Annotated in this window: 18 protein-coding genes; 12 read left to right on the forward strand and 6 right to left on the reverse strand. The window is 34.0% G+C overall.

The window, feature by feature from the left end:
* Positions 1-109: 109 nt before the first annotated feature.
* From E0H99_RS14570 to E0H99_RS14590, 5 genes are all read right to left on the reverse strand, one after another.
* Positions 110-580 carry a CHRD domain-containing protein gene (locus E0H99_RS14570; RefSeq protein WP_131997112.1) on the reverse strand — a complete coding sequence of 157 codons (471 nt, stop codon included), beginning with the start codon at positions 578-580 and terminating at the stop codon, positions 110-112.
* Positions 581-881: 301 nt separating this feature from the next.
* On the reverse strand, positions 882-1,355 hold the full coding sequence (rlmH, locus tag E0H99_RS14575; RefSeq protein WP_131997115.1) for a 23S rRNA (pseudouridine(1915)-N(3))-methyltransferase RlmH: 474 nt from the start codon (positions 1,353-1,355) through the stop codon (positions 882-884).
* 154 nt (positions 1,356-1,509) lie between these two features.
* Positions 1,510-4,500 carry an endo-alpha-N-acetylgalactosaminidase family protein gene (locus E0H99_RS14580; RefSeq protein WP_131997118.1) on the reverse strand — a complete coding sequence of 997 codons (2,991 nt, stop codon included), beginning with the start codon at positions 4,498-4,500 and terminating at the stop codon, positions 1,510-1,512.
* A gap of 337 nt (positions 4,501-4,837) precedes the next feature.
* Positions 4,838-5,308, reverse strand: coding sequence for an SRPBCC family protein (locus E0H99_RS14585; RefSeq protein WP_131997121.1), 471 nt, complete (start codon positions 5,306-5,308; stop codon positions 4,838-4,840).
* Positions 5,309-5,366: 58 nt separating this feature from the next.
* Positions 5,367-5,840 carry a hypothetical protein gene (locus E0H99_RS14590; protein WP_131997124.1) on the reverse strand — a complete coding sequence of 158 codons (474 nt, stop codon included), beginning with the start codon at positions 5,838-5,840 and terminating at the stop codon, positions 5,367-5,369.
* 258 nt (positions 5,841-6,098) lie between these two features.
* Here E0H99_RS14590 and nadC point away from each other — a divergent pair, with 258 nt between their 5' ends.
* The 5 genes from nadC to priA all read left to right on the forward strand — a co-directional run bounded on the left by nadC (position 6,099) and on the right by priA (position 11,483).
* Positions 6,099-6,956 carry a carboxylating nicotinate-nucleotide diphosphorylase gene (nadC, locus tag E0H99_RS14595; protein WP_131997127.1) on the forward strand — a complete coding sequence of 286 codons (858 nt, stop codon included), beginning with the start codon at positions 6,099-6,101 and terminating at the stop codon, positions 6,954-6,956.
* Positions 6,953-7,861 (forward strand): YihY/virulence factor BrkB family protein, encoded by a 909-nt coding sequence (locus E0H99_RS14600; protein ID WP_131997130.1) that lies wholly within the window; start codon positions 6,953-6,955, stop codon positions 7,859-7,861. Before nadC ends, E0H99_RS14600 begins: the two co-directional genes overlap by 4 nt.
* Before the next feature lie 155 nt (positions 7,862-8,016).
* Positions 8,017-8,448 (forward strand): DUF2147 domain-containing protein, encoded by a 432-nt coding sequence (locus E0H99_RS14605; protein ID WP_131997133.1) that lies wholly within the window; start codon positions 8,017-8,019, stop codon positions 8,446-8,448.
* Positions 8,449-8,523: 75 nt separating this feature from the next.
* A complete protein-coding gene (locus E0H99_RS14610; RefSeq protein ID WP_131997136.1) occupies positions 8,524-8,958 on the forward strand; it encodes a DUF2147 domain-containing protein in 435 nt (144 codons plus the stop codon).
* 74 nt (positions 8,959-9,032) lie between these two features.
* The gene (gene priA, locus E0H99_RS14615) at positions 9,033-11,483 is read left to right on the forward strand and encodes a primosomal protein N' (protein WP_131997139.1); all 2,451 of its coding nucleotides are present in this window, start codon (positions 9,033-9,035) and stop codon (positions 11,481-11,483) included.
* 11 nt (positions 11,484-11,494) lie between these two features.
* Here the strand turns inward: priA and E0H99_RS14620 are convergent, their stop codons facing one another.
* Positions 11,495-12,190 (reverse strand): LytR/AlgR family response regulator transcription factor, encoded by a 696-nt coding sequence (locus E0H99_RS14620; RefSeq protein WP_131997142.1) that lies wholly within the window; start codon positions 12,188-12,190, stop codon positions 11,495-11,497.
* Between the two features lie 165 nt (positions 12,191-12,355).
* Here E0H99_RS14620 and rpsF point away from each other — a divergent pair, with 165 nt between their 5' ends.
* The 7 genes from rpsF to E0H99_RS17655 all read left to right on the forward strand — a co-directional run bounded on the left by rpsF (position 12,356) and on the right by E0H99_RS17655 (position 20,449).
* Positions 12,356-12,697: a 30S ribosomal protein S6 gene (gene rpsF / locus E0H99_RS14625; RefSeq protein ID WP_035671622.1), complete on the forward strand. Its 342-nt coding sequence runs from the start codon at positions 12,356-12,358 to the stop codon at positions 12,695-12,697.
* Between the two features lie 5 nt (positions 12,698-12,702).
* Positions 12,703-12,999 (forward strand): 30S ribosomal protein S18, encoded by a 297-nt coding sequence (gene rpsR / locus E0H99_RS14630; protein WP_007138295.1) that lies wholly within the window; start codon positions 12,703-12,705, stop codon positions 12,997-12,999.
* A gap of 65 nt (positions 13,000-13,064) precedes the next feature.
* Positions 13,065-13,508 (forward strand): 50S ribosomal protein L9, encoded by a 444-nt coding sequence (gene rplI, locus E0H99_RS14635; protein ID WP_131997145.1) that lies wholly within the window; start codon positions 13,065-13,067, stop codon positions 13,506-13,508.
* Positions 13,509-13,603: 95 nt separating this feature from the next.
* A complete protein-coding gene (locus tag E0H99_RS14640) occupies positions 13,604-16,765 on the forward strand; it encodes a carboxypeptidase regulatory-like domain-containing protein (protein ID WP_131997148.1) in 3,162 nt (1,053 codons plus the stop codon).
* A gap of 110 nt (positions 16,766-16,875) precedes the next feature.
* Positions 16,876-17,349 (forward strand): DUF6495 family protein, encoded by a 474-nt coding sequence (locus E0H99_RS14645; protein WP_131997151.1) that lies wholly within the window; start codon positions 16,876-16,878, stop codon positions 17,347-17,349.
* Positions 17,350-17,424: 75 nt separating this feature from the next.
* Positions 17,425-19,428, forward strand: a complete 2,004-nt coding sequence (gene ligA, locus E0H99_RS14650) for an NAD-dependent DNA ligase LigA (RefSeq protein ID WP_131997154.1) — start codon at positions 17,425-17,427, stop codon at positions 19,426-19,428.
* 493 nt (positions 19,429-19,921) lie between these two features.
* Positions 19,922-20,449: an IS66 family transposase gene (locus E0H99_RS17655; protein ID WP_410503713.1), complete on the forward strand. Its 528-nt coding sequence runs from the start codon at positions 19,922-19,924 to the stop codon at positions 20,447-20,449.
* Positions 20,450-21,100 lie beyond the last annotated feature (651 nt).

Here is a 21,100-nt window from a genome sequence, read left to right on the forward strand (position 1 = left end):
GTTTACTAACCAGAAAACAATAAAATTTAGACCTTCAAAAAGGTTAGAATAATCTAGTAACGCTCATTTTTACTGGTTTTATTGTTGATATAATATATAAAATTACGGTTTAATAGCCTCCGCCTCCGCCAGAGCCTCCAGGATTTGTTGTGATAAGTTGGCCTCTTATTTCACCACCTGTGAATGCTGCACTATGTAAGTTTACATAATAAAGATTGGCAAGAAGATCTGCTTGCTGACTTGCACTCAAAGCAGGGCTTGTATAGGTTATTGGAGAGATTGAAGTAGTAAGAGGAAAGACAACTGGTCCGTCAACTGTTACGGCTCCTACATGAATATGTGAGTCAGTGACTGTTAAACCACTGTATGTTACTGTTAAGGACATTGCTTTTGTAGTTTTATTATAATAAAGCACCGCAGTTCCAGTTGCTGTTGAATTATTTGTAGGCACTTCATTTGTACCTTTTAATGTAGCATTAAAAGTTACTATAACTGGTGTTGGGGCAGGGTCATCGCCATCGCACGAGACTAAACCTAATAAAATGATAAAAACAGCTAAAAATCGAATAGAACATTTCATAATAAAATATTTAAAGGTTAAAATATTGAAACAAATACTATTAAAAAGTCATGTAATCTCGTAACGATTTTATATTTAATGATGTTTTTTAGAAAAAAAACGGCTTTAGTGAAATATAAAATTAAATTTTTAAAACCAAAAAAAATATAATTTTAAGTTAAAAAGCTGATTTATAATGTTTTATTTTTTTTATAAATATAGGTTTGTGTTTTATCTCCTGAGTTTTTGGATAGGATGACGTGTCTATATTGGTTAAGAAAGACGAAGTGAAAAATGTTGTTTTTAGACTCAATACTGAACTTTATTGATGATGATAGGGTTCATTTCTCAAAATTGTAAAGCCACGATACAATTGTTCGATAAAAAATAAACGTACCATTTGATGCGAAAAAGTCATTAAAGACAACGATATTTTACCTTGTGCTTTAGCGTAAACCGTTTCCGAAAAACCATAAGGACCACCAATTACGAAAACCAAAGTTTTTACTCCGGAGTTCATTTTTTTCTGTAATTCCTCTGAAAAACCGACGCTCGAAAAGTTTTTCCCGTTTTCGTCCAATAAAACGAGTTGGTCTGTTGGTGCCATTTTAGATAAAATCAGTTCGCCTTCTTTTTCTTTTTGCTGACTTTCGGATAAGTTTTTTACGTTTTTGATATCAGGAATAATATCCAAATCAAACTTGATATAAAAAGACAAACGCTTGGTATAATCGTCTATTAAAGATTGTAAGGCTTTGTTATCGGTTTTACCAATGGCAATCAATTTGATGTTCATTTTTCCAGTGTTTCAAAGATGCAAATATAGAAAATTAGTGTTTTTAACTTTGTTTTTTTATTCAATAAAACGGCCTGTTTCATTTCGAACAACTTATAGCTATTTTTGAGTTTAAGTTCTATTTGAAACAGGCCGTTATTTTTTATACTGTTGATTAATTCTCTATGATAACTAAATCATCAATTACTAAATCAGAGTCTTTACCATTCAGTTTTTCGATTCCGAACCATGAATTTCCACTCTCAGATCCCAAGAAAGTAAAGGAAGTTTGGGTTGGAGTGTTAACTGGATTGATAGCAATAGCTATTTTGGTACTGGTTCCATCACCCATCACTAAAGCATAATCAGCTCCTGATGCTTCATAATTAAAGGTTATTGTATAGGTTTTCCCCGCTTTGAATCGAACGGTTTGTGGGATTGTTTGAAGCAATAGTCCCGGTTCTTCACCATGGGCTTTTAGTGACCAGTTTCCATTGATTACATCATCTATTGGTTTTTCATTCCATCCTTTTTGAGTATAAGGAGCATGCAATTCAGCCAAATGCGTTCTTGGGTCATTTACTCCTCCAGAAGGTCCTTTGATGAAAGGATAAAGTCCGTCAGGAATATTTTCAAAGTTTTCTGCAAAAAATACATTCGCAGGTTTCGCTGTTTGTTTTATTGCTGCCACACGCAGATCATCAAACAAAACTTGTGAAGTGCCTGCTTCTGTACGAAGGAATAAATTTGCTGTGGTTTGCCCTTCTGAAACTTTAAAAAACACATACATACGTTGCATGTTGCTATCGTGTTTCGAATCAGCAGCAATATAGTTTTTCCACAAAGTATTATTTGCATACGTGCTTACTTCTTGTCCTCCATAGTTGCTAACGCCTAGATAGGCTCTTCTATCGGAACTTGTAGCTACATAAACGGAAGCATAATACGTTCCGGCAGTTAATCCGGTAATGGTTTGACTTACTGTTACTGGAGTTGTTCCGCTAACTTCAAGTTCATATTGTCCAATTTTATTGCGAACTACAGCAACTCCGTTACCATCCACTTTCCAGTTTTTTAAGTTTCCGCTGTTGAAACCCGGATCTTTTATAAAAGTTCCTTCTCCAAAACTGGACAAAGTTTTGGAAGCATTTTTCGTTTTGTCTAAAACATAAGGCGTTTTAGAATCAGCTAGTATGGTAAGCTGACCGTTTTTCACTTCAATTTGTTGTACAAATTCTCTTCCTTGATCGGTTAATTTATACAGTTGAACTGTTTTCAAATTCTCCCAACTTTTTGGCAATTCCCAAGTAGTAGTTCCTCCGGTTTGGCTCCAATGATATAATTTTTCTTCCGTATAAGGATTCCAAGGTAATAAGTAGCTATCGCCATTTAATACTGTTTTGCCGTCTTTGGTAATGGTTCTTTTGCCGGAAACTAAACTTACAGTTACATTTTTTTCTAGAGAAATAAAGTTTTCCTCCCATTTAAGAATTGGGAAATGTTGCAAATATTTTGTTGATAATCCAGTCCCGAAAGTCATTTCGATGGTTTTATCGATATTGTTTCTCCCTTGCCAACCTTCAAAGTCATCCATTTCAGTTCCGCCTAATAGAGGATGTCTGGCAATCCAAGTGTCTTTTTGGTGGTTGCGAATGAATCTAACAATTTGACTGTTGAATCCTTTGATGTCTTTTCCTCCATAATTGTAATCAACAGCCCAGTGATTCCAAATTGCATCATATTCATGGTCATTAGGGAATTCAGTTGTCAATGTTAATCCCAAAGAATGAATTTCGCTACCTAATTTTCGGCTGTCCCAACTTCCTTTGGCATACCAAACATCACAATAGATAAAAGCCAATGAAGGGACTTGATCCTTTAGTGATTTAAGGCGAAGCATTCTGTTGTTACTACTGGCATCATAACGCTTATTGATATAGTAAGAAGGGTCAAGCCAATCCCAGCCTTTTTTGGTTTTGTCAACTAATGAATCGTCAAAAGCCGTGGCTTCAGGATAAGATTCTGTTCCATTGATATGTACACCCATAAAAGCATTGTATTTAATCGCTTGCTTGCAAAGCATTTCCATGTCTTTGGCCCCGCCTTGTCTTTTTCCTATATCTCCGTAGTCGGGATGTTTAGAATCATGACCCTCAGATCCGTAGCCTTTTAGGATTACATATTGGCCCAAACCATCTGTATTAAGGAAAATTCTTTTGGTTTCGTCCAGCGTTTTTGTAAACGGATTTGTTGCCTGACTGGCAAAATTCATTGGGATACGTTGTACCACTAAATCTTTGATTTTATCACTGCCCATCGGGTTGTTCATGATACTTCTAAAAGCTATTGCACCATCCTGCCAGTCCACTTTATTATCTCCGTTTGCATCATTGGTAATGACAATTTTGGCTACAGGAAGCGGATCAGTTGCTTTCATTCCTTTGGCTCGGTAAATCCATGAACCACTCCATATTCCTGTGCGAGCATAATTTTTTGTCACAACTGTCTGTTTTTGAACTCTGCTATCGTCATTTTTTTCCGTAACGGAATTACTCCATATGCTTGCCGCTAATTGCGCTGTATTGACAATACCATACAAATAATTTTTTAAGATGCTGTCTTTTGCCATTGTTGCTTTAAGCGGCAGGAATTCGTCTCCGGTTCCTTTTACTGCAGTAAACATTTTTGCACCAGCAAAAGAAGCTTCAGTTTGTGAGCTTCTTACGGAAACTAAATTATGGTTGGGTATTTCAAAGGTACTTACCTTGAAAGTGCCGTTTTCAGTAATTTGAGTTACATTGAATTCAACAATATTGGCAACCACTTTGATTTGAATTTTTACCGAAACTTTGATTTCAGGAATGTCTAATACGTAGTTTGCTGTGTTTTTTGCTATTGAAAATGTGGTTTTCGGGCTATATAATTTCCCGTTAATTAGCACTTGTGATAATTGATCTTCTTGCCCGTAAAGAATAGTTCCGTTTGCAATCCAGTTGTATTGAATTATTCTTGGGAACGATGAATCCAGTGTGACTTTAATAGTTTTTGATTCTATGGTTTTTATGGCATTCGTATCATCGGGAAAACCTTTCTGTTCGGTTGCGTGGGTTTGTATTGAAAGCAGTTGAAAGGTTAAAATCAAAAGAGCATTGTGAAGTAATTTCATTTGTAAAATGGTTAATTTAGAGTTTTTATGTTTTGTCAAGGTATAGTTTTTTATTTTCAGTTTGATACTACTGAATTTAGTTTTGTTATGATTTAAGACAAAATATGAAAAATCGAAATTAGAATATTTTTTTTGGATAACAGGACAGTGCCTACCAGTTTGTATAAATTCTTAGAAATAGAAAAGTATTAGCCTTAAAGTTTAAAACTAGACAATAAAATAAAAAAACAGGGTAGATCTAATTTTTTAAATAGGAGGAGACACAGAATTAAAGGTACTTTTTTAGGTATTTTTGCTAAAAGTTATCAGCAGTAATAGTCTTTGTACAGTTTATTATTTACTCATTAAGTTCCTTTGGAAATCTGTCTGAAACTAAATTAAGCTCAATGTTGTGTTCCAAATAGGCTTTTAAACCTGCTAAAACTAATGTAAATCCCTCTGTTGAATCCCGTATTTGAGAGATAAGTTTTTCTGTTTCGCCATGAAATCCAGTATTAACAATGCTTACAAAAGTTCCAACTTCGCCTAAATTTTTAAATGTCCATTCCACGGTTGAAATTTCATCGTGGTTTCCCCATTCAATTACAATTTTTTTATTCAGTTCTATGTTTTTAGTTCTAACCAAAATGGAATGATTGTAGATTTCCCAAGTCCATTCTGTTTCTTTTCCTTCTTCAAGTTTTCCGGAGCTTTTCGTAAACCAAAATTTAGTTGTGATTTCTGGATTTATAAATGCCTGAAAAACGTCTTCGATGGGTTTTCTAATTAGCATTTCAGCTTTTGCATAATATTTTGTTTCTGTAGTCATAATAGTGATTTTCAAACGAATTCATGCCAGTTTTTAATGGATATTTGAGTGGTTCATATTATGATTTAGGTAATGGTGCTCCTACTGCAATATCACATCGGTGATTGGTTTGACCGTGTGGCGGGTTCATTCCTTCTGGTGTAGGTGTCGTAGCAACTGGCGTTTGAGTAGTGGTAGCAGGAACAGGTTGATTCTGTTGCTGAACTGCTGGTTTACTTGTACTTGCAGCGGGTGGAGAATTCAATGGAGCGCCTACGGGAATATCACAACGATGCGATGGCTGACCGTGTGCTGGATTCATTCCGGCTGCTACAGGACTGGAAGTTGCCACAGTATTATTTGGATTTACTGTATTTGTGGGTGTAGTTTGTTGAATCTGAGTTGTTGTTGCCGCTCCGCTCTTCATTTGTTTGCCCACTTCAGTAAAGGGAACTACATTTGTTGGAGTTGCGTTATTTTGTGGTTCAATTTCTTTTTTGCAAGAAGTCAATAGTATTGAGGATACAAAAAGAAGGCTTAAAAAAGATTTCATAATCAGTGTTTTAGTTACTAGTTCAAATATAAGATTTTAAATAATACAGTACTATATAAAATAATTGATTTTATTAGATGAAAATGACAGATTACATGATGGTTGCTAAATTAATGACAATGATATTTTTATCTTAATTAAGGGTGTGATCTTTGTTAAAACACATTCATTTACCTCTTTTTTTTAAAGAACCCAGCGTACATATTTTCAAATCCACAAAATAAATCTTACTTTAGCATTCCATAAATTTCCTATAAAATGATTAGCGACATACAGTTTAAAAACGAGTTAGACATACTGATACAAAATGCCATTCGGGAAGATATTGGTCCGGGCGACTATAGTTCTTTGGCTTGTATTCCAGCTACAGCAACAGGAAAAGCGAAGTTGCTTGTAAAAGAAGACGGAATTATTGCGGGTGTGGCTTTCGCCAAAATGATTTTTGAGTATGTAGACCCTAATTTGCAAATAGAAACTTTTATCAAGGATGGAACTCCGGTAAAAAAAGGAGATGTTGTTTTTCATGTTTCGGGAAGTTCGCAATCTATTTTGAAATCGGAACGTGTAGTTTTGAATTCAATGCAAAGAATGTCAGCCATTGCTACTAAAACCAAAGAATACGTTCGTTTATTAGAAGGAACCAAAACTAAAATTCTCGATACGCGTAAAACGACACCGGGATTTAGAGCTTGTGAGAAATGGGCGGTGAAAATTGGCGGAGGCGAAAACCATCGTTTTGCTTTGTATGACATGATTATGCTCAAAGACAATCACAACGATTTTGCCGGTGGAATTACTTTGGCTATAGCCAAAACCAAAGCTTTTTTAAAAGAAAATAATCTAGATTTAAAAATCATTGTTGAAGCCAGAAATCTGGATGAGATCAAAGAGATATTGGAGAGTGAAGGCGTTTTTAGAATTTTAATTGATAATTTCAATTATGATGATACTAAAAAAGCAGTAGCTTTGATTGGGGATAAATGTCAAACAGAATCCTCGGGAAATATTAACGAAAACACCATTCGGCATTATGCAGAATGTGGCGTAAATTATATTTCGTCTGGAGCCTTGACACATTCTATTTATAACATAGATTTGAGCTTAAAAGCGATATGAGTAAAGAAATAGAAGTTAAATTACAAAGAATCCCAATAGTACGGAATCTGGTTAATGTGCTAAAAAAGATAGAGCTTCCTTGGCTGCAAGGATTGTCGTTGTATGATTTATTGGAACTTTACGGGTTAGGAATTGTCGAAAGTGCGCTAACATATCATGCCAGTGCGATTGCATTTAGTTTTTTTATGGCATTATTTCCTTTTGCGCTGTTCATCTTAAATCTTATTCCATACATTCCTATTGAAGGTTTTCAGGATGATTTTCTTCAATTTGTTAGGGATGGAGTGCCGCCCAATACGTACGATGCTATTTATAAAATCATCAATGATATTCTTAATAACAGTCACTCAGGATTAGTGTCTTATGGGTTTTTATTATCGATTTTGTTGATGGCAAACGGTTTAAATGGAATCCTTGGCGGATTTGAATCTTCCCGCCATGTTCTCATAAAAAGAGGGTTTATAAGGCAATATGTAGTTGCTTTGGGAATGTCCTTATTGTTATCCTTTTTGTTGATTGTGACTGTGGCTACAATAGTGGTTTTTGAAGTTTTTATTCAAAAAACAATACTGAGTGATCAAGTTGCGTTAATTGTTTTAGGAAGATATGCATTTGTAATTTTAATGATTTTAGGCATAACGTCTATACTTTTCAAGTTCGGTACAAAACACGATAAAAACAGAGCATTTATATCGATAGGTTCCGTGTTTACTACCATATTGATTCTTTTGGATTCGTATGTTTTTGGTATATGGGTAATAAAGTTTTCTAAATACAATGAATTATATGGATCAATAGGAACATTATTGATCTTGATGTTTTACATTTGGATTAACTGCATGATATTGCTGTTAGGTTTCGAATTGAATGCCACAGTAAATAAATTAAAAGCAAAAAAAGAGTAAAGTATTAAATTAAAATAGTTTCAAAATTAGGAGCTATTTCCTGCTATTCGTTCCAATCTGTCATTTGCGAGGAACGAAGCAATCTTACGATTTGATTGCTTCGTTCCTCGCAATGACAGGATTTCCACTTCTATCAGGGCTAAAAAAGTGCAACAATGAAAAAAAGCATAACAATACTCGCATTATTTATTTCGATGACATTCTATAGTCAAAATCATACTGTTGTGGGGAAATGGAAGACTATTGATGATGAAACTGGAAAAGCCAAATCAATCGTGGAAGTCTATGAAAAATCCGGAAAAATCTATGGTAAAGTAGTTGAGATTCTGGAGGAAGAAAATAAAAATAGGATTTGCGAAAATTGTTCGGGAGAGGATAAAAACAAACCGATTCTAGGCATGGTTGTCATAAAAGGACTTTCAAAAGTAGGAAAGGAATATAAAAAAGGTAAAATCCTCGATCCCAAAAACGGAAAACTCTACCAATGTTTTATTACACTAGATGGTAATGGCAAACTGAAAGTTCGCGGTTTTGTCGGAATTTCATTGTTTGGACGAACCCAATACTGGTATAGAGTAAAAGATTAATTATTGTCATTCATTTGTTTGAGTGAAAATTTGGTAGGAGATATTATTTAGAGAATATAATTTAATATAATAAAAATGATAAATAAAAGTAATGTGTTAGGTCTGATGTTATTTTTTATGACGACTTTATGTGTGCAAGGTCAAGGTGTTATCGGAAAATGGAAGACGATTGATGATCAAACAGGAAAAGCCAAATCAATCGTGGAAATCTACGAGCGTTCTGGAAAAATTTATGGAAAAATCATCGACATATTTGATGTTGAAAAGAAAAAAAACTTGTGCGTAAATTGTCCTGGTGACGAAAAAAACAAACCGGTTTTAGGTCTTGTAATTATTAAAGGGCTTACAAAAGATGGTAATGAATACAATGCAGGAAAAATTCTTGATCCGACATCAGGGAAATTATACAAATGCTTTTTGGCTCTCGAAGGAAATGACAAATTAAAAGTGCGCGGATATGTCGGCGTAGCATTATTTGGAAGAACACAAACCTGGAACAGAGTGAAATAATTATAAATTGTGAGTTATGAGTTCAAAAAAAGAACCAGCATAACTCAAAATTCATAACTCATAATTAAATAAAAATGCATTTCGTCGAAGTAATTTTACCACTTTCTTTAGCCAAAACCTTTACTTATAGCATCTCTGAAGCAGAGTTCCATTATATAAAAATTGGAATGCGGCTGGCGGTTCCTTTTGGTAAAAGTAAAATTTATACGGCATTAGTAATTGAAATTCATCAAAACAAACCCAGTTTATACGAAGCCAAGGAAATTCATCAAATTCTGGATGAAAAACCCATTGTAACCGAAATCCAAATTGCACACTGGCAATGGATTGCTTCCTATTATATGTGCGCCATTGGTGATGTGTATCGTGGTGCCATGCCGAGTGCACTTTTGCTGGAAAGTGAAACTGTAATTTCTCAAAAAACAGATTTGGATATAGATGCAAGCCTGCTTTCGGATGATGAATTTTTGGTTTACGAAGCTTTGCAACAACAAAGTTCTCTGAAAGTACAGGATATTATGGATATTTTAAACAAGAAAAATATCTTTCCCGTTATTCAAAAATTGATAGACAAAAACATATTAGTACTTCAGGAAGAAATACAGGAAACCTATAAACCTAAGTTGGTGCGTTATGTTCGTTTGCATGCTAAATATGAATCAAACGATGGGTTGAGTGAATTGTTAGAAACACTTAAAAGTGCTAACAAGCAAAAGGAAATTGTACTGAGTTATTTTCAATTGAGTGCTGTGGAAAAGAAACCTATAACAGTAAAAAAACTGGTAGAAGCAGCTAATTCTTCTTCTGCCATTGTTAAGGCATTAATAGAAAAAGAGATATTCGAAGATTATTTTCTTCAGGAAGACCGAGTAAATTTCACAGGAAAAATACGCGAAGATCAATTGCAGTTGAGTTTGGCTCAGCAAAAAGCTTTTGAAGAAATCAAAGAGAGTTTCGCTCAAAAAGAAGTGTGTTTGTTGCATGGTGTCACTTCGAGCGGGAAAACAGAAATCTATATTAAGCTCATCGAAGAATATCTGGAAACCGGAAAACAAATCTTGTATTTATTACCGGAGATTGCTTTGACTACTCAATTGGTTGGCAGGCTGCGAACTTATTTTGGTAATAAAGTAGCTGTTTTTCATTCGAAATATAATAATAATGAACGTATCGAAGTTTGGAATCAGGTTTTGGTAAATTCAGAGAAAGCACAAGTGGTGATAGGAGCGAGGTCGTCCTTGTTTTTACCATTTTATAATCTGGGATTCATAATTGTCGATGAAGAACATGAACAGACTTTTAAACAAGTGGATCCTGCGCCGCGTTATCATGCACGGGACGCTGCCATAGTTTTGGCTCATTCGCATAAAGCAAAAGTACTTTTGGGTTCGGCTACGCCAAGTATTGAAACGTATTTCAATGCTAAATCGGATAAATTTGGTCTGGTCGAAATTTCAGAGCGATTTGGAAATGTCATGATGCCGAATATTGAATTGGTGGATTTGAAAGATAAATACTTTCGTAAAAAAATGACGGGGCATTTTAGTGATGTTTTGATCGAGGAAATCAATATCGCTTTGTCATTGGGTGAACAAGTGATTTTATTTCAAAACAGACGCGGATATTCTCCTGTAATAGAATGTATGACTTGCGGTCATGTACCACAATGTCAACAGTGTGATGTGAGCTTAACCTATCATAAGCATAAAAACCAGTTGCGCTGTCATTATTGTGGATATACAATGGCAAAACCTACGCATTGTCATTCCTGTTCCAGCGTTGATTTGACTACAAAAGGCTTTGGAACCGAACAAATCGAACAAGAGTTAGTGTCTATTTTTCCAAATTCAAAAATTGGAAGAATGGATCAGGATACTACCAGAGGGAAATTTGGATTCGAAAAAATTATCGATAGCTTCAAGAATAGAGAAATGGATATTTTAGTAGGAACGCAAATGCTGGCCAAGGGATTGGATTTTGATAACGTGAGTTTGGTAGGAATCATGAATGCGGATAATATGTTGTATCATCCTGATTTTAGGGCTTTCGAGAGAAGTTTCCAAATGATGACTCAAGTTGCAGGAAGGGCAGGACGTTCTGAAAAACAAGGGAAAGTTGTTATTCAGACGTATAATCCCAATCATAATACAATACAGCAAGTTACAAATAATGATTATTTGGGCATGTACAAAGAACAGTTGTATGACCGCCAAATATATAAATACCCACCGTATTTCAGGATTATAAAACTTACTTTGAAACAGCGTGATTTTGATAAATTAAAAGAAGGCTCGATGTGGTTGTATCAAGTGATGAGCCAGAACCTTAATATGCCGGTACTTGGACCTGAAGAGCCTGCTATAAGCAGAATTAGAAACGAATACATTCGTACGATTATAATTAAAATTCCACAGAATACGTCAATTGTAAGCACAAAAAAAACTATCCAGAAAATATTGAATAGTTTTGAAGCTGTGGCTCAATACAGAGCTATAAAAGTTACGTCAAACGTTGATTTTTATTAAAATTCAGTTGTCTATGAAAAGGCAAGTGCTCTTACTAAATCTTCTTTTTTGTGTCTACTCAAAGGAATTTTTGTAACTCCAATTTCAGCAAATTTACTATTGAAACGTTCTACTTTATCAATGTTGATAATATAGGATTTGTGTACACGTACAAATTTTTCTTTTGATAGATCATTTTCAAAAGATTTCATGGTAGAAAGCACAAGATTGCTATCTTCTTCAGTAACTACTCTAACATAATCACCAAAAGCTTCAATCCATTTTATTTTAGAAGTAAAAATTTTCAATTTTTTCAAATTGCTTTTAATGAAAATATGTTCCCCTTCTTCTTCTTTGTTTTCTTTTTTAAGCAGATGTAAGTCAATGGCTCTTTTAACCGAAGAGTTGAATCTGTCGATTGCAATTGGTTTCTGAAGGTAGTCTGTAGCATCATAATCAAACGCTTTCATAGCATACTCAGCTTTTGAGGTTATGAAAATAATTTGAGGTTTTACTTTTAAACCATCCAAAAAATCAAAGCCACTAATTACCGGCATTTCAATATCTAAAAAGATAAGATCTACATTGTGTATAGACATACAACTTCTAGCTTCGATTGCATTAGAAAAATCACCTATTAAGTGTAAATTTTGATGATTATTAACTAACTTTGCGATAATCATTCTTTGAATAGAACTATCATCTACTACGACACAGTTTAGTTTCATAATTTAGTATTTTAGATTTGGCAGAGTAAATATATTACTTTTTTATTTTAAAAAAAACTAATTGAGCCGATTTTTTTACCATACGTCGAATAAAATGAAATATGACTTGTTTAATCAGATTTATTGATTACTTTTGCACCCAAAATAACAAATAAATATATATTTATGAATCATTATGAAACTGTTTTCATTTTAAATCCCGTTTTATCTGAAGTTCAGGTAAAGGAAACAGTAAGCAAATTTGAAGATTTTCTTACTAGTAGAGGAGCAGAAATGGTGTCGAAAGAAGACTGGGGCCTTAAAAAAATGGCTTACGAAATTCAAAACAAAAAAAGTGGTTTTTACCATTTATTCGAATTCAAAGTAGCTGGAGAAGTTCTTATTGCTTTTGAAACTGAATTTAGACGTGACGAAAGAGTAATGCGTTTCTTGACTGTAAGTCTTGATAAACATGCTATTTCTTGGGCTGAAAGAAGAAGAACTAAATTAAAATCTACAAAAGCTTAATTATCATGGCAACATTACAACAATCGGCTTCAGGAAAAAAAGACGGAGATATCAGATATCTTACGCCTTTGAATATAGAAACTAACAAAACTAAAAAGTATTGTCGTTTCAAAAAATCAGGAATCAAATATATTGATTATAAAGATGCTGATTTCTTATTGAAATTCGTTAATGAGCAAGGAAAAATTCTTCCTCGTCGTTTAACTGGAACTTCATTAAAATACCAAAGAAAAGTGTCTGTAGCTGTGAAAAGAGCACGTCACTTAGCTTTAATGCCTTATGTGGCTGATTTACTAAAATAATAAAAATTAACAGTTGTTGGTTTTCTGAAACATGAAACCTAACTTCTATAAAAAAGGACAACAACATGGAACTTATTTTAAGACAAGACGTTCAAAATTTAGGATTTAAAGATGATGTAGTTACAGTGAAAAATGGTTACGGTCGTAACTTTTTGATCCCAACTGGTCAAGCACATTTAGCAACTTCTTCTGCAAAGAAAGTATTAGCTGAAAACCTAAAACAAAGAGCACACAAAGAAGCTAAAGTAGTTAATGATGCAAAAACATTGGCTGAAGCTTTGAAAGCTATCGAAATTAAAATCTTTGCAAAAGCAGGTGGTGAAAAATTATTCGGTTCAATCACGAATATTGATATCGCTGAAGCTTTAGCTAAAGGTGGACAACAAATTGATAGAAAATTCATCACAAGCGGAATTGTTAAACGTACGGGTAAATATAATGCCAACGTTCGTTTACACAGAGATGTAATTGTTGAATTGGATTATGAAATTGTTGCTGAAAAAGCATAAATTAGTTAACATATTGTTAACAAATTATTAAAATCACTCTTAGGAGTGATTTTTTTTTTGGTTATTTTTGCAACCAAAATAAAACATTTATACAAATGAAAAAAATTATTACTTTATTATTAATTGTATGTAGTTTTAGTGCTGTCATTGGGCAAACTACCACTTCAAGTATAAAAGGGATTGTGCGAGGTTCTGACAATGAGACACTTCCCGGAGCAACGGTTCAGGCAATACATATTCCAACAGGGTCTAAGTATTCAGCGTTATCGAATGCGGATGGAAGAATCAGTATGTTGAATATGAGAATTGGAGGTCCTTACAAAATTGTAGTAACCTATGTAGGATATAGAAGTGAAGAGTACAATGATGTTTATCTTGATTTAGGTAAAGTATTCAGTTTAGATGTTGTCTTAAAAGATGAAAGTCAGAAACTAGAGGAAGTAAAAGTAGTTGGTTCTAAAAACAGAGTTTTTCAAAGTGGAAGAACGGGCGCAGAAACCACTATTGGTCGAAGAGAATTATCAGCATTGCCATCTATTTCAAGATCAGCTGATGATTTTACCCGTTTAGAGCCGACAGCAAGTGGAGGGTCGTTTGGAGGTAGAAACGATCAATACAATAGTTATTCACTTAATGGTGCAGTTTTTAACAATCCATTTGGATTAGATGCTGCAACTCCAGGTGGACAAACTGGCTCTCAGCCAATTTCATTGGATGCAATCGAGCAAATTCAAGTTGCAACTGCTCCTTATGATGTAACATTATCAGGTTTTACTGGAGCTTCTGTAAATGCAGTTACAAAATCAGGGTCAAACGAATTTCATGGTACTGCTTATAGTTTCTATAGAAATCAGGATATGACAGGTAGTAAAATTAAAGGAGAAAAAATATTTGTTCCTTCATTAGAGCAAACACAAACCGGTTTTAGTCTTGGTGGTCCAATTGTTAAAAATAAATTATTTTTCTTTACCAATTTTGAAATTGATAAAAGAAGCGATTTAGGATCAAATTTTGTTGCTAATGATGGAAATGGAACAACTGGAGTGAATGAATCCAGAGTACTAGAAACCGATTTAATGCATGTTTCTACTGAGTTAGGAAAGTTAGGCTATAATACAGGTGCTTATCAAGGATTTACACACAATTCTAATTCAAGTAAAGGAATTGTAAAGTTGGATTGGAACATTAATGACAATCATAAATTAGCTGTTATTTATAATTTTTTAGATGCTTCGAAGGATAAACCTGCGCATCCTACCGCTATTATTCGTAGAGGAATTGATGCAAATACGTTGCAATTTGAAAATTCAGGATACCAAATCAACAATCAAATTAGTTCTTTCTTAGTAGAATTAAATTCTAAATTTAGTGAAACTGTTTCTAATAAATTACAAGCGGGTTATACTCATTTTAATGATTTTAGAAATCCTTTTTCTACTCCAGCGCCAGTAATTACAATTACTAAAGATGGTTCTCCTTACATTATTGCCGGTCATGAACCTTTCTCTATTAATAATAAATTAGATCAAAAAGTAATTCAAATTACAGATAATTTGAATATTGTCAGAGGAAATCACACTTATACAATAGGTTTCTCTTTTGAAAAGTTTATTTTCAAAAATTCATTTAACCTTAAAGGATATGGTTTTGATGTTTTTGGAAGTACAGATATGGCTGGTTTTAATACGAATATTGCAAATGGTTATTACAGTACTGCAATAAAAAATGCACAAACAATTTTTGATACAAAAAATGCATTGAAAGATGGTGTTGATGGAGGTTGGAACTTAGCTGAAACGACAGTAGGACAATTAGCTTTCTATGTTCAGGATGAATGGAATATTAGTGATGATTTTAAATTAATTTATGGATTAAGAGCTGATAAGCCATTGTATTTCAATACATCTGAATTAGCTCAAAAATTTATTGACACAGATAATTCAGAAGGGTATTTGCCAAATATTGACTATTATAACCCAGCTGATGGAAGTGTAAAGAATTTTGATTCAACTAAATTACCCAATAACAATTTACTTTGGTCGCCAAGAGTTGGCTTCAATTGGGATATTAATGGAGATAAAAAACAACAATTGCGTGGAGGTACTGGAATTTTTACCGGTAAACTTCCTTTTGTATGGATTGGAAATCAAGTAGGCGGTATAGATCCATTTTTCTATCAAGTAGTAGACGAGGATTTTAAATTTCCACAGGTTTGGAGAACGAGTTTAGGATTTGATCACAAATTTGAAAATGATTATATTGTAACCATAGACATGTCTTATAATAAAGATTTAAATGGGGTTCATATCCAAAATTGGGGATTGAAAAGGCCAACAAGTCAGTTGGCAGGTGCTGATAACAGAGCCATATACGGTAGTTCTGATTATGGTACTTGGACAGACTATGGTTTTCCAGCAAGGACTAATGGGTATGTATTAACTAACACAAATAAAGGAAGTGCATTCAACTCTTCTATCAAAGTGCAAAAGACTTTTGACAATGGATTGTTCGCAAGTTTAGCCTACAACTATTTAAAGTCACAGGATGTTAATTCTATAGAAGCAGAAATTACGGGTGATGCTTTTGCTTTTAATCCGGCTTTGGGGAATGTGAATGATGCAGTTTTATCTGATTCTAAGTATGGCGATACGCACCGTTTTATAGGCGTAGCTTCAAAAAAATGGAAATACGGTAATGACAAATGGGCTACTACAGTGTCTACTTTCTTTGAGTACGCACAAGGAGGTCGTTTTAATTATACTTATGGTGGTGATATTAACAATGATGGGGCAACTGGGAATGATTTAATTTATATACCAACTACAGCCGAAATTAGCACGATGGTATTTACTGGTGGGGTTAGTCAAGGTGTAGCATTTGATGCCTTTATCAAGCAAGATAACTATTTAAGTGATAGAAGAGGTCAGTACGCAGCGCGTTATGGAGCGTTATCTCCATGGAGAGGAAAATGGGATTTTAAAATAATGCAAGATTATAACTTTAAAATTTCATCAGCTTCTAATAAAACGAATACAATTCAATTTAGTATCGATGTATTGAACTTAGGTAATTTGATTAATTCTGATTGGGGATTGGTTCAAGTGCCAACAAGTGTACAGCCAATTGGAGTATCTGTTGATCAAACTACAAAAATACCAACCTATACTTTTAACGGTACTCAAACCAAAACCTTCAACTATGATGCAAGTTTATTATCAAGATGGCAGGCGCAGTTTGGAATTAGATATATTTTCTAAAAAAAGATAAAAAATATATATTAAATTTGCCCTCTCGTTTGAGAGGGCTTTTTTTTGTTTTAAAATTCAAAAAATAGTTAAAAGCAATAGTTAAATATTAAAACGCAATAATGAAATACTCAAGATTAACAAAAGAACAATTTGAGGAATTGAATCAGGAATTCAGTACTTTTTTAGCAACCCAGACTATCGATAAAGCCGAGTGGGATAAAATAAAAGCAGAAAAACCAGAAGTTGCAGAACAGGAATTAGATGTGTTTTCTGATTTGGTTTGGGAAGGAGTACTTTCAAAAGCAACCTACTTAGAACATTTTTCTAAAAATCATATTTTCCTTTTTCATTGTTTTGATACTCATGTACAGTCAATAGTCTTGAAATCTTTAGTTCCAGAAACTGATTTCTTGACCAAACAAGGATTGCAATGGCTTAGTGACAACATGTTTACGGATACTATTGAAATGAAAGTAGGGAAAAAAGAGTTTACAGAAGAACGTAATACTTCGATTTTTGAATTAATACAACAAGGTTCGTTTTTGAGTGATGGTCTTTTATACCAGCAAATAAATACTATTATAGCGTCGTAATTGTATTGCTATTTATTTTTAATTGGTTATTTTAGTACACTTTTTCAAAACTAAAATAGCCAATTTTTATTTTCTATGGACATTCAAAATGCGATTCAAAAATTAAGGGAGGAATTAAATCAGCACAATTACAATTATTATGTGTTAGATAAACCTATAGTTTCTGATTATGAATTTGATTTGAAATTAAAAAAACTGCAAGATCTTGAAAGTCAGCATCCGGAATACTTTGACGAGAATTCTCCTTCGCAACGCGTAGGAGGAACAATAACGAAAAACTTCCAAACCGTTCCTCATGAATATAGAATGTACTCTTTGGATAATTCCTATTCCAAAGAAGAATTAATCGATTGGGAAAAACGCGTTCAGAAAGTTTTAGGGGATGTTCCATTAGAGTATACTTGTGAGTTGAAATATGACGGGGCATCCATCAGCATTACCTATGAAAATGGAGAACTGAAACGAGCCGTAACCCGAGGTGATGGTTTTCAGGGAGATGATGTGACTAATAATATCAAAACGATAAGATCGATTCCCTTAAAACTGAAAGGTGATTTTCCTGCTACATTTGATGTTCGCGGTGAGATTATTTTGCCTTTTACAGGATTCGAGAAAATGAATCAGGAATTAATTGAAATTGGAGAAACGCCCTATTCTAATCCTAGAAATACAGCTTCAGGAAGTCTAAAATTGCAAGATAGTGCCGAAGTAGCCAAGCGTCCATTAGATTGTCTGTTGTATTTTTTAATTGGAAATAATCTTCCTTTCAAATCTCAATTTGAAGGATTAGAATCTGCTAGAAATTGGGGTTTTAAAGTTCCTAAAGAAGCAAAATTAGCTCATAGTTTAAACGAAGTTTTCGAGTTTATCGACTATTGGGATAGTCACAGACACAACCTTCCTTATGAAACGGACGGTGTAGTGGTTAAAGTAAATTCTTTTCATTATCAAGATGAATTGGGCTTTACCGCTAAATCACCTCGTTGGGCTATCGCTTATAAATTCAAATCAGAACAAGCTGCAACACAATTAAACTCTATTTCGTATCAGGTAGGACGAACAGGTTCTATAACACCAGTGGCTAATTTAGAGCCAGTGCAATTAGCTGGAACCATTGTAAAAAGGGCTTCATTGCACAATGCGGATCAAATAGAAAAGCTGGATATTCGTGTGGGAGATACTGTTTTTGTTGAAAAAGGGGGTGAGATTATTCCCAAAATAATTGCGGTTGATTTGACGAAACGACCAGATAACTCGGAGCCCACAAAATACATTACCCATTGCCCTGAGTGTAATACAGAATTAGTGAGAAGCGAAGGCGAAGCCAATCATTATTGTCCTAATTTTTACGGTTGTCCACCTCAGATTATTGGAAGAATTCAGCATTTTATTTCCAGAAAAGCCATGGATATTGAAGGCCTTGGCGGAGAAACAGTAGCTTTACTTTTCAATAATGGATTAGTTCATAATTATGCCGATTTATATGAATTGACTGTAACGCAGATTTTACCCTTGGAACGAATGGCACAAAAATCAGCGGAGAATTTGGTAAATGGCGTAGCTAATTCAAAAAATATTCCTTTCGAGCGTGTTTTGTTTGCACTTGGAATCCGCTTTGTAGGAGAAACAGTGGCTAAGAAGTTGGCTAAACATTATAAAAGTATCGATGCCTTGAGTCAGGCGACTTTGGTAGATTTGATTTTAGTAGACGAAATTGGTGATAGAATAGCACAAAGTGTACTTGATTTTTTTGCAAACGAGGAAAATAAAGTTAGCATCGAAAGACTTAAAAAGTATGGACTACAATTTGAAATTATTGAAAAAATAAATCCAAATGCTACAGATAAACTTGCTGGGAAAATTTTTGTAGTTTCAGGAGTATTTGAGCAATTTTCCAGAGACGATTTGAAAAAAGCAATTGAAGAAAATGGTGGAAAAGTGGGAAGTTCAATTTCAGCAAAGACAGATTATGTTGTTGCAGGAGACAATATGGGGCCCGCTAAATTAGATAAAGCCAATAAACTCAACATTTCGATAATTTCCGAGGATGATTTTATGGAATTGCTAAATGAAGGCTAACACACCTTCACTGATACTTTATTTTCAGCTTGCTTCGCCACTATTTTATTTAATAGGTCAAGAAGAGTATGTGTTTTATGCAAAGTCCTTAGTAGTACCATCCAATTTTATTTATTATTTAACTACAAATAATTATAAAATTAATTGTAACTATTCAGCCTGTTCTAAAAAAACATAGTTAGGAACAATTTTGGCTTTCTATTTTTAGAAAAATAGTTTTATTGTAAACACTTGTTCCTTGGTGTCAAATAAATAGAAATTGAACTCCGACAAAGAACGTGTTGCTGAATTAGAGACCAAAGTTATCCGATTAGAATGATTAATTGAAAAATTACTTGATAAAATCGATGGCTTAACGCATCGCAAAAACAGCCGAAATAGTTCATTTTTTTCATCAGAAGACGAAAATAGGCCTTTAAAAACCAAAAGTCTTAGTGCCAATCAAGGTAATAAAGTAGGTGGGCAACCAGGACACGAAGGCAGTACCTTGGAAATGATTGCAAACCCAGATAGCATCATTGAACATAAACCAGAATTTTGCAACCATTGTGGTCATGATTTGTCTGATGAACCAACAACATTTATTCTGCGCAGACAAGCGGTTGATATACAGCCTATTATTTCTGAATTTACTGAGCACCGTATATTTCAAAAAATTTACGCTTGTGGTCATCACACCAAAGCTTTATTCCCCACCGGAGTTAATTCGTCTATCAGTTACGGAGCTAATATTCAAGCTATAATTGCTTATATGTACACTAGACAATACTTGCCTTTTGAGAGAATGAGCGAGTTTTTCAGTGATGTTTGTAATTTAAATATCTCACGAGGCTCTCTTTGTACCTTACTGAAATATTTTGCCCAAAAAGTCCAACTTGCCTACGAGTTGATTGCTCAAAAGGTAGAACATAAAAAAATGGTTGGAGGTAATGAAACAGGCGTTAAAGTCAATGGAAAAAAGGGATGGTTCTGGACTTTCCAAAGCCAAGTTGCTACTTATTATTACACTTTCAAACAATAGAGGACTGCTAATATAGATGGGAATTTCCAAAACGGCTTTGTAAACTCCTTACTCGTTCAAGATTGTTGGCGGAGTTATTTTCAAATAAAATACAAAACTCATCAAATATGCATTCTTCATTTACTTTGGAAATTTGTTTTTTTCGAAGATCGTTATGAATCTCAATGGGCAATAAACTTCAAGGAATTACTATACGAAGCAATAGAACTTAAACGGAATTTGACCCCAATTCAATATCTCAATCCAATACTACAAAGAGACAAAATCATTGAACGATTGTCCGTTTTGCTGCTAACTTCTGTTCCAAAAAACAGGAAGGATCTTTGTACGTTCCATAAGCGGATAGATAAATACAAGGAATATGTTTTCACTTTTTTATTCCATGACCAAGTTCCCCAGACAACACTGCTTCTGAAAGAGTAATTCGAAATGTGAAAGTGAAACAAAAGTATCCGAACAATTCAAAACCGAAAACGAGGCGCAATTCTATGCTGTCATTCGTTTAGTAACATATAGCTGTATCAAAAACGGACAAAATGTTTTAGCTGCTTTTAAAACTATTGCTGTATTGCAACCTGAATAGATGTAAACCTCGAAAGTGAAACTCCCAAGGTTTATAATTATTTAATATAAGTTGACTATTTTTAAGTC

This window comes from Flavobacterium sp. GT3P67, assembly GCF_004349155.1.
Classification (GTDB): domain Bacteria; phylum Bacteroidota; class Bacteroidia; order Flavobacteriales; family Flavobacteriaceae; genus Flavobacterium; species Flavobacterium ranwuense.